This window comes from Microbacterium pollutisoli (assembly GCF_053586795.1).
Window position 1 is genome coordinate 15,983 of sequence record NZ_JBNYWT010000007.1, and the last position, 13,840, is coordinate 29,822.

Annotated in this window: 16 protein-coding genes; 6 read left to right on the top strand and 10 right to left on the bottom strand. The window is 70.2% G+C overall.

Annotated features, from left to right (window positions below; genetic code table 11):
• Window positions 1-54 precede the first annotated feature (54 nt).
• Window positions 55-357: a chorismate mutase gene (locus ACQ143_RS13970; RefSeq protein WP_449571318.1), complete on the top strand. Its 303-nt coding sequence runs from the start codon at window positions 55-57 to the stop codon at window positions 355-357.
• Window positions 358-420: 63 nt separating this feature from the next.
• Here ACQ143_RS13970 and ACQ143_RS13975 read toward each other — a convergent pair whose 3' ends face one another.
• The 3 genes from ACQ143_RS13975 to ACQ143_RS13985 are packed head-to-tail and all read right to left on the bottom strand — an operon-like array spanning window position 421 to window position 2,398.
• Window positions 421-1,116, bottom strand: coding sequence for a hypothetical protein (locus ACQ143_RS13975; protein WP_449571319.1), 696 nt, complete (start codon window positions 1,114-1,116; stop codon window positions 421-423).
• A complete protein-coding gene (locus ACQ143_RS13980; RefSeq protein WP_449571320.1) occupies window positions 1,113-2,015 on the bottom strand; it encodes an ABC transporter ATP-binding protein in 903 nt (300 codons plus the stop codon). Before ACQ143_RS13980 ends, ACQ143_RS13975 begins: the two co-directional genes overlap by 4 nt.
• Window positions 2,012-2,398 (bottom strand): GntR family transcriptional regulator, encoded by a 387-nt coding sequence (locus ACQ143_RS13985; protein WP_449571321.1) that lies wholly within the window; start codon window positions 2,396-2,398, stop codon window positions 2,012-2,014. Before ACQ143_RS13985 ends, ACQ143_RS13980 begins: the two co-directional genes overlap by 4 nt.
• A 344-nt stretch (window positions 2,399-2,742) precedes the next feature.
• Between ACQ143_RS13985 and ACQ143_RS13990 the strand changes: the two genes are divergently transcribed.
• From ACQ143_RS13990 to ACQ143_RS14000, 3 genes are read left to right on the top strand one after another with little or no spacing between them, the layout of a single operon-like run.
• Window positions 2,743-4,065 (top strand): quaternary amine ABC transporter ATP-binding protein, encoded by a 1,323-nt coding sequence (locus ACQ143_RS13990; protein WP_449571322.1) that lies wholly within the window; start codon window positions 2,743-2,745, stop codon window positions 4,063-4,065.
• Window positions 4,065-5,024: an ABC transporter permease gene (locus tag ACQ143_RS13995; protein WP_449571323.1), complete on the top strand. Its 960-nt coding sequence runs from the start codon at window positions 4,065-4,067 to the stop codon at window positions 5,022-5,024. The genes ACQ143_RS13990 and ACQ143_RS13995 overlap by 1 nt, the downstream gene beginning before the upstream one ends.
• A gap of 56 nt (window positions 5,025-5,080) precedes the next feature.
• Window positions 5,081-5,998: a glycine betaine ABC transporter substrate-binding protein gene (locus ACQ143_RS14000; RefSeq protein ID WP_449571324.1), complete on the top strand. Its 918-nt coding sequence runs from the start codon at window positions 5,081-5,083 to the stop codon at window positions 5,996-5,998.
• Between the two features lie 92 nt (window positions 5,999-6,090).
• On the opposite strand, the gene ACQ143_RS14005 is transcribed toward ACQ143_RS14000, so the two are convergent.
• The 5 genes from ACQ143_RS14005 to ACQ143_RS14025 all read right to left on the bottom strand — a co-directional run bounded on the left by ACQ143_RS14005 (window position 6,091) and on the right by ACQ143_RS14025 (window position 10,546).
• Window positions 6,091-6,834 carry a hypothetical protein gene (locus ACQ143_RS14005; RefSeq protein WP_449571325.1) on the bottom strand — a complete coding sequence of 248 codons (744 nt, stop codon included), beginning with the start codon at window positions 6,832-6,834 and terminating at the stop codon, window positions 6,091-6,093.
• A 9-nt stretch (window positions 6,835-6,843) separates the two neighbouring features.
• Window positions 6,844-7,725, bottom strand: a complete 882-nt coding sequence (locus tag ACQ143_RS14010) for a TolC family protein (protein WP_449571326.1) — start codon at window positions 7,723-7,725, stop codon at window positions 6,844-6,846.
• Window positions 7,726-7,846: 121 nt separating this feature from the next.
• Window positions 7,847-7,981, bottom strand: coding sequence for a hypothetical protein (locus ACQ143_RS14015; protein WP_449571327.1), 135 nt, complete (start codon window positions 7,979-7,981; stop codon window positions 7,847-7,849).
• A complete protein-coding gene (gene purL / locus ACQ143_RS14020; protein WP_449571328.1) occupies window positions 7,978-10,305 on the bottom strand; it encodes a phosphoribosylformylglycinamidine synthase subunit PurL in 2,328 nt (775 codons plus the stop codon). Before purL ends, ACQ143_RS14015 begins: the two co-directional genes overlap by 4 nt.
• Before the next feature lie 58 nt (window positions 10,306-10,363).
• Complete coding sequence (locus tag ACQ143_RS14025) at window positions 10,364-10,546, bottom strand: hypothetical protein (protein WP_449571329.1); 183 nt, start codon at window positions 10,544-10,546, stop codon at window positions 10,364-10,366.
• 120 nt (window positions 10,547-10,666) lie between these two features.
• Between ACQ143_RS14025 and ACQ143_RS14030 the strand changes: the two genes are divergently transcribed.
• Both ACQ143_RS14030 and ACQ143_RS14035 read left to right on the top strand, forming a co-directional pair.
• Complete coding sequence (locus tag ACQ143_RS14030; RefSeq protein WP_449571330.1) at window positions 10,667-11,023, top strand: ArsR/SmtB family transcription factor; 357 nt, start codon at window positions 10,667-10,669, stop codon at window positions 11,021-11,023.
• 23 nt (window positions 11,024-11,046) lie between these two features.
• Window positions 11,047-12,012, top strand: coding sequence for an SRPBCC family protein (locus ACQ143_RS14035; protein WP_449571331.1), 966 nt, complete (start codon window positions 11,047-11,049; stop codon window positions 12,010-12,012).
• Between the two features lie 27 nt (window positions 12,013-12,039).
• On the opposite strand, the gene sufU is transcribed toward ACQ143_RS14035, so the two are convergent.
• Complete coding sequence (gene sufU, locus ACQ143_RS14040; RefSeq protein WP_449571332.1) at window positions 12,040-12,486, bottom strand: Fe-S cluster assembly sulfur transfer protein SufU; 447 nt, start codon at window positions 12,484-12,486, stop codon at window positions 12,040-12,042.
• Window positions 12,483-13,784 (bottom strand): aminotransferase class V-fold PLP-dependent enzyme, encoded by a 1,302-nt coding sequence (locus ACQ143_RS14045; protein ID WP_449571333.1) that lies wholly within the window; start codon window positions 13,782-13,784, stop codon window positions 12,483-12,485. The genes sufU and ACQ143_RS14045 overlap by 4 nt, the downstream gene beginning before the upstream one ends.
• Window positions 13,785-13,840 lie beyond the last annotated feature (56 nt).

The window sequence follows — 13,840 nt, forward strand, 5'->3', positions numbered from 1 at the left end:
ACCGGCATGTCCCGGAGCGGGTAGCCTTCCTCTAGCCCGCATCGGAAGGACGACATGAGCGACGACACCGAGGCCGCCACGGCCCGCCTGCACCGCCTGCGCGCCAGCATCGACAACATCGATGCCGCGCTGATCTTCATGCTGGCCGAGCGGTTCCGCTGCACGAAGGAAGTGGGACAGCTCAAGGCGGAACACGGGATGCCGCCCTCCGACCCCTCGCGCGAAGAGCAGCAGGTCGCGCGCCTGCACCGCCTGGCCGCCGAAGCGGATCTCGACCCCGCGTTCGCCGAGAAGTGGTTCAAGTTCGTCGTCGCCGAGGTCATCCGCCACCACACGGCCGCCGCCGAAGGGCGCTGACACCGGTCGGAGACGACGGATGCCGCAGCCTTGCGGCCACGGCATCCTTCGACAGCCCGAGGTTCAGGGCACCGCGCGTCGCAGCGTCAGGTACGACGAGCCCATGAGCACGGCGATCAGCAGCAGTCCCCACAGCGACATGCCGAGGGCGCCGTTGGTCTCGATCCACATCCCCACCTGCATCCAGGCGTCCATGCGCCCGACGAGCCACAGGAGGGCCACCAGCACCAGCGCGATCGCGAGGATGACGGTGGTCAGCACTGCGGTGCCCCAGCGCTTGTAGATCGTCGCTCCCCAGAAGCCCACCACGAAGAACAGCAGTGACAGGGCGAAGAAGAACAGGCCCGCGCCGGCCGGGCCGGCCTCCCACACCCACGGGATGTGGAAGAAGTAGCCGTTCATGCCCCACCCGTCGGTCGCGTCCTCGACCAGACCCCCCAGGACGAAGACGATCGCCAGGATCAGCGACGTCATCATGGCCGTCAGGGCGGTGCCCAGGTAGAACTCCCGCCGGGTGACGCTCATCGCCTGGGAGAACGGGAAGGTGAGGGTCAGCGCCTGGGCGCCGATCACCGCGAAGTACCACAGCGGAGCCTGCGCGCCGCCGCCGTACATCGGCCCCTCGACGCCGGCACCGGCGATGATGCCGTAGATGGCGAGGGTCACCAGCAGCGCGCCGATCAGCACGATGATCGGGACCCAGACGAAGGTCTGGCGGTTGACCAGCTGCATGCGGACGACGTTCCAGGTGCGGTTCATGAGAGGGCTCCTTCCGTGGCGGGTTCGGTGAGGGCGTGCTGGGTGGTGCGGACGACGAGCTGCTGCAGCGAGACAGGCGTGACGTCCAGGCCGGCCGCGGCGAGATCGGCGCGATCGGCGTCGGTGAGCCGACCGAGCACCGTGACGCTCGACACGCGCCCCAGGCTCTCGCGGTGGATCACCTCGCGGCCGGCGACGAACGCCTCGACGGCGGCCGAATCGCCCACGATGTTGGCGGCGCGGCCCCGGATGTCCTCGGTGTTCTCGTCCATGATGATGCGGCCCTTGTCGATCACGATGACGTGCTCGAGCAGGTTCGACACCTCATCGATCAGGTGGCTGGAAAGGATGATCGTGCGCGGGTGCTCGGCGTAGTCGGCCAGCAGCCGGTCGTAGAAGATCTGCCGGGCCACGGCGTCCAGCCCCAGGTACGGCTCGTCGAAGAAGGTGATCTCGGCGCGCGAGGCCAGGCCGATGATGACGCCCACGGCGCTCAGCTGGCCCCGCGAGAGCTTCTTGATCGTCTTGTCCATCGGCAGCTGGAAGTCGGCGATGAGCTGTTCCGCGAAGGCCTGGTCCCAGTGCGGATAGAACAGCCGCGCGATCCTGAAGGCGTGCGACGGCTTCGCGTCGTCGGGGTACTTCTGGCTCTCGCGGACGAAGCACATGCGGCTGAGCACCTTCGCGTTCTCATAGGGGTGCTCGTCGAAGATGCGGACCTCGCCGTGGGTGGCGAAGTTCTGCGCCGTGAGGATCGACATGACCGTGGTCTTGCCGGCGCCGTTGCGGCCCAGCAGGCCGTAGATCGTGTTCTGCTCGATCGTGAAGCTGATGTCATCGACCGCGAGGGTGTTGCGGTACCGCTTGGTGAGGCCGTTCACCTCGATCACGCTGGTCATGCTGTGGGTCCTTCCGTCGTGAGGGTCAGGGCGGCGCGCTCGGTGATGAGGCGTCGCAGGTCGTCGGGGTCGAGGCCGATCGTGCGGGCCTCGGCCAGCAGCGGATCGACGTAGCGCTCGGCGAAGGCGGCGCGGCGCTCGCCGAGCAGCATTTCGCGTGCACCGGCGGCGACGAACATGCCGATCCCGCGCCGCTTGTAGAGCACGCCCTTGTCGGTGAGCATCGCGATTCCCTTCGCTGCGGTGGCGGGGTTGATGCGGTGGAAGGCCGCGAGCTCGTTCGTCGACGGCGCCCGCTCTTCCTCGGCGAGGCTGCCGTCCACGATCGAGTCTTCGAGGCTCTCCGCGATCTGCAGGAAGAGCGCCCGGCCGTCATCGATCATCCCGACTCCGCTTCTTCGGTTACTTACTTGACTAAGTAACCATGCAACACGGATGCCGGTGCTGTCAACACCCAGATCGCACCGCGCCGGTGTCCATATGTCGACATTCAAGTTTGCGCCGTGTAGACAATCGACGTACGGTGGAATGTCGGGCATTGCGCCCGAGACGACCAGTCCGCGGTCGCTCGCTGGGTCTCTGGGGACCGACGGCGAGCGGGCGTATGGTCGGCGGTCTGGGCGACAGACCCGATGTGTGTCGCCGGAGCATGACGCCGTTGTGTCGAGAATCGACACGTGAGGCGCGTACCGATGATCGCGACCCGGACGCAACGGAGCGGTCTGCCATGACGGCCGCCGAGGTGAAGCGCGTGAGTTCTTCCGTACCCGCCGTCGAGGTGAGGAATCTGTACAAGGTTTTCGGACGCAACCCGAAGGACGCCGTCCGGCGGCTCGCCGCTGGACAGAGCCGGGCCGATGTGGCCGACGCCGGGACCGCCGCCGTCATCGATGCGTCCTTCAGCGTGCAGCCCGGCGAGATCTTCGTGATCATGGGGCTGTCCGGGTCGGGCAAGTCCACGCTGATCCGCATGCTCAACGGTCTGCATGACGCGACCAGCGGCACCGTCACCGTGCTGGGCGACCCGATCACCGACATCCCGCCCGCCCGTCTCCGCGAGGTGCGTCGCGACCGCGTGTCGATGGTCTTCCAGCACTTCGCTCTGCTCCCGCACCGCTCGGTGGCCGACAACGTGGCCTATCCGCTCGAACTGCGCGGCGTCGCCCGCGCCGAGCGTCTGGCCAAGGCCGAGGAGATCCTCGCCCTGGTGGGGCTCGGCGGCTGGGGAGACAAGCTCCCGTCCGAGCTGTCCGGCGGAATGCAGCAGCGGGTCGGCATCGCCCGCGCGCTCGCCGCCGACACCGAGGTCCTGCTCATGGACGAGGCGTTCAGCGCGCTCGACCCGCTCATCCGCCGCGAGATGCAGGAGCAGCTGCTCGACCTGCAGCAGAAGCTGCGCAAGACGATCGTCTTCATCACCCACGACCTCAACGAGGCGATGTTCCTCGGCGACCGCATCGCCGTCATGCGCGACGGCCGCATCGTGCAGATCGGCACGCCCGAGGACATCCTCACCGATCCCGCCAACGACTACGTCGAGCAGTTCGTGCAGGACGTGGACCGCGCGCGGGTGCTCACCGCCGCCAACGTCATGGAGCGCCCGCGCCCGGTCGTCGTCGACACCGCCGGGCCGCGCACGGCGCTGCACGAGATGCGCGACGCCTACATGTCGGCGGTCTACGTCGTCGACCGCGACCGCAGGCTGCTGGGCATCGTGACCGACCGCGACGCCGTCAAGCTCGTGCGCAAGGGCGAGAAGTCCCTGGCGTCCGTGCTCAAGCCGGTGCCGCAGAGCGTGGACGAGTCCGACATCCTGATGAACCTGTTCGTGCCGTCGGTCGAGTCGTCGGTACCGCTCGCGGTGACCGACGCCGACGGCCGCCTCGTCGGGGTCATCCCGCGCGTGACCCTGCTGGCGGCCCTGGGCCCCGGCCCGGGTTCGACCGAGGAGATCACCATTCCGCTGCGCCCCATTCCGCAGGACGTGATCGACGAGGCCCTGGCAGCCGCCGGCGAAGCGGAGCCGGCCGACTCCGAGGAGGTGCGCTGATGGAGGGCTTCCGCATCCCCCTGGGGCAGTGGGTCGACGCGCTTGTCGACTGGATCCGCGACACGTTCGACCCCGTGCTCGACGTCATCTCGATGGTGATCGGCTTCCTCGTCGAGGGACTGGCCGACCTCCTCATGGCGCCGCCGGCCGTGGCCATGATCGTGCTGTTCGCGGCGATCGCCTGGCTGGTGCGTTCGTGGCAGCTGGCCGTGGGCACGATCATCATGTTCGTGATCCTCGTCGGCGTGGACCAGTGGGACACCTCGATGCAGACCCTCGCGCTGGTGCTGATCGCCGCGCTGATCGCCGTGGCGATCTCGGTGCCCGTGGGGATCTGGGCCGCGCGCAACGACCGCGTCAGCGCCGTCGTCAAGCCCATCCTCGACTTCATGCAGACGATGCCGTCGCTGGTGTACCTCATCCCGATCATCGTGTTCTTCAGCATCGGGTTCGTGCCCGGCGTGATCGCGACCGTGATCTTCTCGCTGCCGCCGGGGGTGCGCCTGACCGAACTGGGCATCCGCGGCGTCGACGAAGAGACCGTCGAGGCCGGGTACGCGTTCGGCGCCACCCCGGGTCAGATCCTCCGCGGGGTGCAGCTGCCGCTGGCGACGCCGACCATCATGGCCGGGATCAACCAGATCATCCTGCTGGCCCTGTCGATGGCCGTCATCGCGGGGATGGCCGGCGCCGACGGGCTCGGCAAGGAGGTCGTCTCGGCCCTGTCGACCATCAACGTGGCCAAGGGCGTCGAGGCGGGCCTGGGCGTCGTGTTCATCGCCATCTACCTCGACCGCGTGACCGCGGCGCTCGGCAACCCCGCCGACCACCGCTGGTCGCTGCTGGGCATCCTCGGCCGGCGTCGCGCGCAGCAGCGCCGCGATGCGGCGGCCGTGGCGCAGGCCGATGCCGACCTGGCCATCGCGTCGGGCCCGAAGCGCAATCCCGGGGCCTTCTGACCCCTACCCAGATCCATACGGAACGCAGCTGGTTTATACGGAAAGGACATTGCACCATGCGTAAAAAGCACATCACCCCCCTGGTCGCCCTCGCGGCGGCCGCATCCCTGACCCTGGCGGGGTGCGCCGCAGCCGGCGGCGACACCACGGCCGGGGGCGACGACAGCACCGGTGCCGGCGGCACCATCACCCTCGGCTTCCTGCCCAGCTGGACGGACGGCCTGAGCATGGCCTACCTCGCCGAGGACCAGCTCGAGAAGCTCGGCTACGACGTCGAGATGGAGGAGCTCTCGGAGGCCGGCCCGCTCTACACCGCGCTGGCCCAGGGTGACGTCGACGTGTACCCGTCGGCGTGGCCGCAGGTCACCCACGCCGAGTACATGGCTGAGTACGGGGACGACCTCGAAGACCTCGGCGCCTACTACGACGGCGCGGTACTGACCATCGCGGTGCCGGCCTACATGGACGACATCAACTCGCTCGAGGACCTCGTCGGCCAGGCCGACCGGTTCGACGGCAAGATCATCGGCATCGAGCCCGGCGCGGGCCTGACCGGTGTCACGCAGAACTCGATGATGCCGGCCTACGGCCTCGATGAGGAGTACGAGCTGGTCACCTCGTCGACGGCGGGCATGCTCGCCACCCTCGACACCGCTGTGGCAGCGGAAGAGGACATCGTCGTCACGCTGTGGCGTCCGTTCTGGGCCTACAACAGCTGGGAGATGAAGGACCTCGAGGACCCCAAGGGCGCGATGGGCGAGCCGGAGACGCTCAACTTCATCGCCCACAACGGCGTCAGCGACGAGTTCCCCGAGGCCGCGGAGCTGTTCGGCAAGATCACGCTGGACGACGAGCAGTACGGTGCGCTCGAGGGCCTCGTGACCTCGGACGAGTGGGAGGGCGACCCGGCCGGTGCCGTGGACGCCTGGATCGCCGAGCACGGCGACGGCATCGACTGGCTCATCACCGAGTGACCCGCATCGCCTGACAGGGGCCGCTCCGCACCGCGCGGGGCGGCCCTTGTGCATTCCGGGCGCGTGCCCGGGATGCCGGGGGCGGCGCCGGGTCAGCCGGCGTCGTCGGGTGCCGGCGGGCGAGACTCCAGCTGCAGGGCGACCTTCTTCTCGAGGATCTCGACGGCTTCGTCCGACAGGGCGATGAGTCCGTCGAGCTCATCCCGGACCCGCTTGTACGCGACCTGGCGCTCGGCGGGGGTGGCGGCCTGATCGACCGCGACGCTGATCAGCTGCTTGGCGGTGTCGAGGCGCTTGCGCTCGGCCGGCGAGAACGACGAATCACGGATGCGACGCGCATCGCGCTCGGCGAGGTCGAACGCGACCTCGTAGTCGGTCACCGCGGCCCGGTACTCGGCGAGGTCGGCGGGCTTGATCTTCACTCCGGACGACTCCGGCCGCAGGTTGTCGGCGATCTTCTTCGCGCGCAGGAACGCCGCCGTCAGCGGCTGGCGGCCGTCGCTCATGGCCGGGAACGCGATGAGCTTGGCGACATCGAGCTCGTACTCGAGCCACCGCGCGGTGGTGTCGTCGTGTTTGGCGAACAGCTGCTCGAGCTGCGTGGGCACCGCCTGGGGGCGGGTGATCGCCTTCGGCTCCGAGGCCCGGGCGACCGTGGTGTGCCGGGCGGCGGCCTTGGCCGAGTTGAGCTCGGCCTTGGCGCGGATCACCTCGAGGCGACGCTTGTGGCGCTGCCGGGCGGCACGCTCCCAGCCCCGCGCGACCGCACCGACGCCGGCGGCCAGCGGGAACACCAGCCACCAGAAGTTGCCGGCGAAGGCCCAGAACTGCTCCACCGTGCCATGCTAACGGCCGGAGTCCGGCGGCGTGGGATGGTCGCGATCGTCGTGCTTTCGGGCATCCATCATCTGCCGGGCCGCCTCGGCGGCGCGGGCGAGCGCGTCGGCGCCCTTGGCGATGGCGGTCTGCGCCATGTCGGCCCAGTCGATCGCGGGCGATGCCGCGGAGGGGTGCGGCCGGGCGCCCGGGGGCACCGAACCGCCGGCACGCGCCTGCTGCCAGGCGTGCTCCTCGGCGGCGTTGAAGGCGCGCTCCAGGGCCCGGACGGCGTCCCGGTACTCCGAGAACTGCGTGGTGCTGATGCGGGTCTGCGGCGAGGCAGGGCGCAGCTGCTGCGCGGCCGAACTCGCCGTGAGGAACGCCGCGGTCGCCGGCTGGCGCGCGTCGCTCATCGCGGGGAAGGCGAGGACCTTGGCGGCATCGGTCTCGTAGTCGAGCCAGCGGGCGATGACGGCGTCGTGGGCGGCCATGAGCCGTCCCAGCGGGAGGGTCGCCGGGTCGGACGGCTGCTGCGCCTGCAGGCTCGCGCGCGCGGCGGAGACCTGGGCACGGCGCGAGCGTACACCCGCCCCGGCGGCACGGGCCTCCTGCTCGGCGCGCTGCAGTTCCCGGCGGGCGGCGGCGACGTCGGCGGGCGTGGCCCGGCCGGCTGTGCGCTCGGCCTGCACCTGCGCGAACTCGGCGCGGGCGACCTTCACGGATGCCCGTGCCCGGGCGACCTCACCGCGCGCGGCGCGCAGATCGTTGCGGGCCGCGTCGTACTCGAGCCGGCGGGCGTTCTCGGCCCGCTGCGCGCGCACACCGAACCAGCCGAGCGCACCGGCCCCGGCCGCGGCCGGCGCGACCCACCAGAACTCGGCGAGGGCCGCGAGGAACACGGGATCCACGCGTTCAGCCTAATCGCGTGGCGGGTCGCGGCGGAGGCTCGGCCCGCACGGGATGCTCCAGGGGACCCGTGCCGGGTCCCGTCGACGACCGTGCCGGGCGCCGCCGAGAACCGTGCCGGGCTTAGCCGAAGATCAGCGAGAGCACCGTGGCGCCGCCGCCGACGAGCACGAGCGAGAGGATCGCGACCCACGCGGTGATGCGCATGCGCCGGGCGCGTTTCACGCCATAGCCGGCGTACTCGTCCTGATCGCTCACGCGGGCACTTCCGTGACGGTGGGTCCGAACGCGGCGGGCAGGGTCGCGGTCGACGTGGCGCGCAGCCCGCTCAGCGGCACGGTGAACAGGCCCTGCACCTCGAGCGCGGGCTCGTCGCCGTCGGCCGCATCGGTGACGCCGATGCGCAGCACCGGGTAGTCGCGCCCTTCGCACAGGCCCCGGAACTTGACGTCCTCTTCGCGCGGCACCGTCACGATGACACGGCCGGTCGACTCGCTGAACAGGGCGGTGGCCGCGTCCACGCCGTCGCGCTCCATGATCTCGTTGAGCCACACACGCGCACCGACGCCGAAGCGCATCACGCCTTCGGCCAGCGCCTGGCCGAGACCCCCGGCCGACAGGTCGTGCGCGGAGGAGACCAGCTCCTGCTGCGCTGCGGCCTGGATGAGCTCGGCGAGGCGCTTCTCGCCGGCGAGGTCGACCGCCGGCGGGCGGCCGCCGAGGTGTCCGTGCACCGTGTCGGCCCAGGCCGAGCCGCTGAGCTCGGTGGCGGTGACGCCCAGCAGGTAGATGTTCTCGCCGGCATCCTGCCACCCCGAGGGGATGCGCCGGGCGACGTCGTCGATGATGCCGAGCACGCCGACCACGGGGGTCGGGAAGATCGGGGTGTCACCGGTCTGGTTGTAGAAGCTGACGTTGCCGCCGGTGACGGGGACGGCCAGCTCGAAGCACGCGTCGGCGAGACCGTCGACGGCCTGACCGAACTGCCACATGACCTCCGGGTTCTCCGGGCTGCCGAAGTTGAGGCAGTCGGTGACGGCGGTGGGGACGGCCCCGGTGACGGCGACGTTGCGGTAGGCCTCGGCGAGGGCGAGCTGGGCGCCGGCGTACGGGTCGAGCTGGCAGTAGCGGCCGTTGCAGTCGGTGGCGATCGCGAAGCCGAGCCCGGACTCCTCGTCGACGCGGATCATGCCCGCGTCGTCGGGGAAGCTCAGAGCCGTGTTGCCCATCACGAAGTAGTCGTACTGGTTGGTGATCCACGACGTGTCGGCGAGGTTGGGGCTGCCCAGCAACTGCAGGAACTGGGTGCGCAGCGTCTCAGGGTCGTCGGTGCGCGGGAGCGCAGCCGCCGAGTCCTCGCGCAGCGCGTCGATCCACGTCGGGTAGGCGACGGGGCGCTCGTACACCGGGCCGTCGACGGCGACGGTGGACGGGTCGACGTCGACGATCTGCTCGCCGTGCCAGAAGATCTGCAGGCGGCCGTCGCCGGTGACCTCGCCCAGCACGCTCGTCTCGACGTCCCACTTCGCGGTGACCGCGAGGAACGCGTCGAGCTTCTCGGGCGCGACGATGGCCATCATGCGCTCCTGCGACTCGCTCATGAGGATCTCTTCGGGCGTGAGGCTCGGGTCGCGAAGCAGCACGTTCTCGAGGTCGACGCGCATGCCCGAACCGCCGTTGGCGGCCAGTTCGCTGGTCGCGCACGAGATGCCCGCCGCGCCGAGGTCCTGGATCGCCTCGACCAGCTCGCCCCGGTAGAGCTCGAGGCAGCACTCGATCAGCACTTTCTCGGCGAACGGGTCGCCCACCTGCACGGCGGGACGCTTGGTGGGTCCGCCGTCGGCGAAGGTGTCGGATGCCAGGATGCTGGCGCCGCCGATGCCATCACCGCCGGTGCGCGCGCCGAACAGCACGACCTTGTTGCCGGCGCCGCTGGCGTTGGCGAGCTTCAGGTCTTCGTGGCGCAGGACCCCCACGGCAAGGGCGTTGACGAGCGGGTTGCCCTGGTACACCGGGTCGAACACCGTCTCGCCGCCGATATTGGGCAGGCCCAGGCAGTTGCCGTAGAAGCTGATGCCGCTGACCACGCCGTGCACGACCCGGGCCGTGTCGGGGTGGTCGATGGCGCCGAAGCGCAGCTGGTCCATGACCGCGACGGGGCGCGCGCCCATCGAGATGATGTCGCGCACGATGCCGCCGACGCCGGTCGCGGCGCCCTGGAACGGCTCGATGTAGCTGGGGTGGTTGTGCGACTCGACCTTGAAGGTCACCGCCCAGCCTTCGCCGACGTCGACGACGCCGGCGTTCTGGCCCATGCCCACCATGAGGCGCTTTTTCATCTCCTCGGTGACCTTCTGGCCGAACCGGCGCAGGTAGATCTTCGACGACTTGTAGGAGCAGTGCTCGCTCCACATGACGGAGTACATCGCCAGCTCGCCCGAGGTGGGGCGGCGACCGAGGATCTTCTTGATCTGCTCGTACTCGTCGGGCTTGAGTCCGAGCGCCGCGTACGGCTGCTCCTTCTCCGGCGTGGCCAGGGCGTTTTCGACGGTGTCGGCGGTGGAAGCGACAGGGGTGCTCACGCGGGTGCTCCAAGAGTCAGGATGCCGGTGGGGAACGGCTCCTAGTCTACGTGGGCGGTCACGTGGCGCCGTCGCCGGGTTGTTCGACCACTCCGATGCCCACCGCCTCGTGGCTGGGCTCGGCCTCGCCCTCTTCGGGGGCCTGGGGGGCTTCGGCCGGCTCCTTCTCTGTGCTCGGCTCCTCGAGGTCGTCGGTGGAGGGCATCTCATCAGGTTCGTACGTGTTGCCGGTGTCGGACATGGCGGCTCCTTTCGTGGGCCGTCAGTATCAGTGGGGGTGACCCGGGATGCCAGAGGGTTGACATCCGCGCGCAGACAGAGGGGTTGACACCCAGCATCCCCCGACCTAACCTACAACCAAATGGTTGTACAAAATCCCTCCTCAAACGATGAGCTGACCGATGACGAGATCGACCGGGTGTTCCAGGCACTCGCTGCGGCGACGCGGCGCGACATCCTGCGGCGCACGATCGAGCGCGAGCAGTCGGTGTCTGCGCTCGCCGCGGACTACGACATGTCGTTCGCCGCGGTGCAGAAGCACGTGGCCGTGCTCGAAGCGGCCCGGCTCATCGTCAAGCGCGCCGAGGGGCGCGAGCGACTCGTGCGGGCGGACCCCGTCATGATCGCCCGGGCCCGCGCACTGCTGGCGCGCTACGAGGATCTCTGGCGGGCGCGCGTCGACAGGCTCGACGCACTGCTGGCCGAGCCGGAAGTCTGAACCCCGATCACAAGGAGGGTGACATGCCTGTCACCGACATCACGACCGACCCCGAGAAGCTCACCATGACCCTCGTCGCCGACTTCGCGGCGCCGGTCGACCGCCTCTGGCGCGCCTTCACCGACCCGCGGCAGCTCGAACGGTTCTGGGGCCCGCCCGGCTGGCCGGCCACCTTCACCCGCTGGGAGTTCACGCCCGGCGGGCGGGTCGACTACCACATGACCAGCCCGCAGGGCGAGGCGTCGCGCGGGTCGTGGGAGATCCTGTCCATCGACGACGGGCGCGGCTTCGAGGTGCTCGACTCGTTCGTCGACGCCGACGGCACGCCGACCGAGGGCTTCTCCGCGATGCGCATGGTGTTCTCCTTCGACGAGACCGCCACCGGGTCGCGGCTGAGCAACATCACCTACTTCGATTCGATCGGCGCGCTGGAGCAGACCGTCGCCATGGGCGCCGTCGAAGGCTCGCGGATGGCGATGGACCAGCTCGACGCGGTGCTGCAGGACCTGCGCGACTACGCCCAGGGCAAGGGCACCCGCACCGAGATCCTCGACGACCGGCACGTGCGCATCACGCGGCTCATCGAAGGGCCTCGCGACCTGGTCTGGCGTGCGCACCACGAGCCCGAGCTGCTGCAGAAGTGGCTGCTCGGCCCCGAGGGCTGGCAGATGATCGAGTGCGAGGTCGGCGAGACCTACCGCTACGTGTGGCAGCACGGCGACGACGCGTCGACCCGCTTCGGCTTCGAGGGCGAGACGGTGCTCAGCGACCCGACCCGGCGCGCGGTCACGACCGAGCGGATGATCGGCATGGCCGGCCCCGGCACCCTCAACGACACGCAGCTGTACGAAGAGGACGGCGCGACGCTGCTCACGCTGCTGATCGAGTACCCCGACAAGGAGACGCGCGACATGATCCTCGCCACCGGCATGACCGACGGCATGGAGGCCAGCTACGCGCGGCTCGAGGAGACCGTGGTCGCCGCCTGACCGGCATCCCTCACCGCGAGGGCGCCCTTACGCGCGAGTGAGGGCGTCCTCGAGCGCGACCCACGCGAGCATGGCGCACTTCACGCGCGCCGAGAACTTCGAGACACCCGACAGGGCGGCAGCGTCGCCGAAGGTCTCCTCGTCGAGCGGGGTCTTGCCGCGCGAGCGCAGGGCGTCGCGGAAGCCGGTGATCAGCTCGGCGGCCTGGGCGCGGGAGATGCCGCCCTCCTCCTTCACGAGCGAGGCGAGCATCGAGGCCGAGGCCTGCGAGATCGAGCAGCCGTGGCCTTCCCACGTCACATCGGTGATGTCCTCGCCGTGCACGCGCACGCGCAGGGTGACCTCGTCCCCGCACACCGGGTTCTTCTGGTGCGAGTCGGCGAAGTCGGCGTCGGCGGCGGCGAGGCCCTGTCCGACGGGGTGCTTGGAGTGATCGAGGATCAGCTCCTGGTACAGCGAGTCCAGTTCGCTCATTCGCCTGCTCCGAAGTAGGGGCGGATCTCGGCGACGGCCGCGACCAGCTCGTCGATGTCGTCCGTCGTGTTGTACAGGGCGGTGCTGGCGCGCACCGACGCGGTGACGCCGTAGCGCTGGTGCAGCGGCGCGGCGCAGTGGTGGCCGACCCGAACCGCGATGCCGCGGGCGTCCAGGAACTGTCCCGCGTCGTGCGCGTGCACCCCGGCGACGTCGAACGACCACAGGCCGACGCGCTCGGCATCCGGGGCATCGCCGAGCAGGCGGATGCCGGGGATTTCCCGCAGCCCGTCGCCCAGGCGCTGCGCGAGGGCGCGCTCGTGGGCGTGGATCGCGTCCCGGCCGACCGCGTCCAGGTAGCGGGTCGCGGCGGCCAGGCCGATCGCCGGGCCGACCGGCTGCGTGCCGGCTTCGAACTTCTGTGGCGCCGGCAGGTACTCGGCGCCGTCGAGGGTCACCGTGGTGATCATCGACCCGCCGGTGAGGAACGGCGGCAGCGCGTCGAGCACCTCCGCCCGGCCGTACAGACCACCCACCCCGTACGGACCCAACATCTTGTGGCCGCTGAACACCGCCAGGTCGACGCCGAGCGCGGGCAGGTCGAGCGGCAGATGCGGCGCCGACTGGCAGGCGTCCAGCACCGTGAGGGCGCCGGCCTGCTGGGCGAGGGCGACGATCTCGGCGACCGGGTTGACGATGCCGAGCACATTCGACACGTGGGTGAACGCGACGATGCGCGTGCGGTCGCCGATGATCGAGGCCGCGGCATCGAGGTCGAGGGTGCCGTCGTCGTGCGCGGGGACGTGGCGCAGCACCGCACCGGTGCGCGCGGCGAGCTCCTGCCACGGGATGAGGTTCGCGTGGTGCTCGATCTCGGTGGTGACGATCTCGTCACCGGGCTTCAGAGCCAGCGGGGTCGATGCCGGGGCGCCGCGCCCGAGGGTCGCGTTGCCGATCGCGTACGCGACGAGGTTCAGGCCCATCGTCGCGCCGCTGGTCCACACGAGCTGCTCGGGCTCGGCGCCGACGAACCCGGCGACGGTCGCGCGGGCGTCTTCAAACAGGTCGGTCGCCTCGGCGGCGAGGGTATGCGCGCCGCGGTGCACGGCGGAGTTGGTGTGCACGAGGAAGTCGCGTTCGGCGTCGAGCACCTGCTGCGGCTTCTGGCTCGTGGCGCCCGAGTCGAGGTAGATGAGACGGTGACCGCCCACCTGCTCGGCGAGGATCGGGAAGTCCGCGCGCAACGCGACCGGGTCAAGCGGAGCGGGCGCGGTCGTGGCGGGCAGGGCGGAAGTCACCCCTCTAGGCTACGCCTCGGTGTCCGGCCGAGGGCCGGGGCCCGGCGTGGTCCGAG

What these genes read in the sequence shown, in the direction of transcription:
- ACQ143_RS13970 (WP_449571318.1), top strand. Translation starts at nt 55, where the DNA reads ATGAGCGACGACACCGAGGCCGCCACGGCCCGCCTGCACCGCCTGCGC.
- ACQ143_RS13975 (WP_449571319.1), bottom strand. Translation starts at nt 1,116, where the DNA reads ATGAACCGCACCTGGAACGTCGTCCGCATGCAGCTGGTCAACCGCCAG.
- ACQ143_RS13980 (WP_449571320.1), bottom strand. Translation starts at nt 2,015, where the DNA reads ATGACCAGCGTGATCGAGGTGAACGGCCTCACCAAGCGGTACCGCAAC.
- ACQ143_RS13985 (WP_449571321.1), bottom strand. Translation starts at nt 2,398, where the DNA reads ATGATCGATGACGGCCGGGCGCTCTTCCTGCAGATCGCGGAGAGCCTC.
- ACQ143_RS13990 (WP_449571322.1), top strand. Translation starts at nt 2,743, where the DNA reads ATGACGGCCGCCGAGGTGAAGCGCGTGAGTTCTTCCGTACCCGCCGTC.
- ACQ143_RS13995 (WP_449571323.1), top strand. Translation starts at nt 4,065, where the DNA reads ATGGAGGGCTTCCGCATCCCCCTGGGGCAGTGGGTCGACGCGCTTGTC.
- ACQ143_RS14000 (WP_449571324.1), top strand. Translation starts at nt 5,081, where the DNA reads ATGCGTAAAAAGCACATCACCCCCCTGGTCGCCCTCGCGGCGGCCGCA.
- ACQ143_RS14025 (WP_449571329.1), bottom strand. Translation starts at nt 10,546, where the DNA reads ATGTCCGACACCGGCAACACGTACGAACCTGATGAGATGCCCTCCACC.
- ACQ143_RS14030 (WP_449571330.1), top strand. Translation starts at nt 10,667, where the DNA reads ATGGTTGTACAAAATCCCTCCTCAAACGATGAGCTGACCGATGACGAG.
- ACQ143_RS14035 (WP_449571331.1), top strand. Translation starts at nt 11,047, where the DNA reads ATGCCTGTCACCGACATCACGACCGACCCCGAGAAGCTCACCATGACC.
- sufU (WP_449571332.1), bottom strand. Translation starts at nt 12,486, where the DNA reads ATGAGCGAACTGGACTCGCTGTACCAGGAGCTGATCCTCGATCACTCC.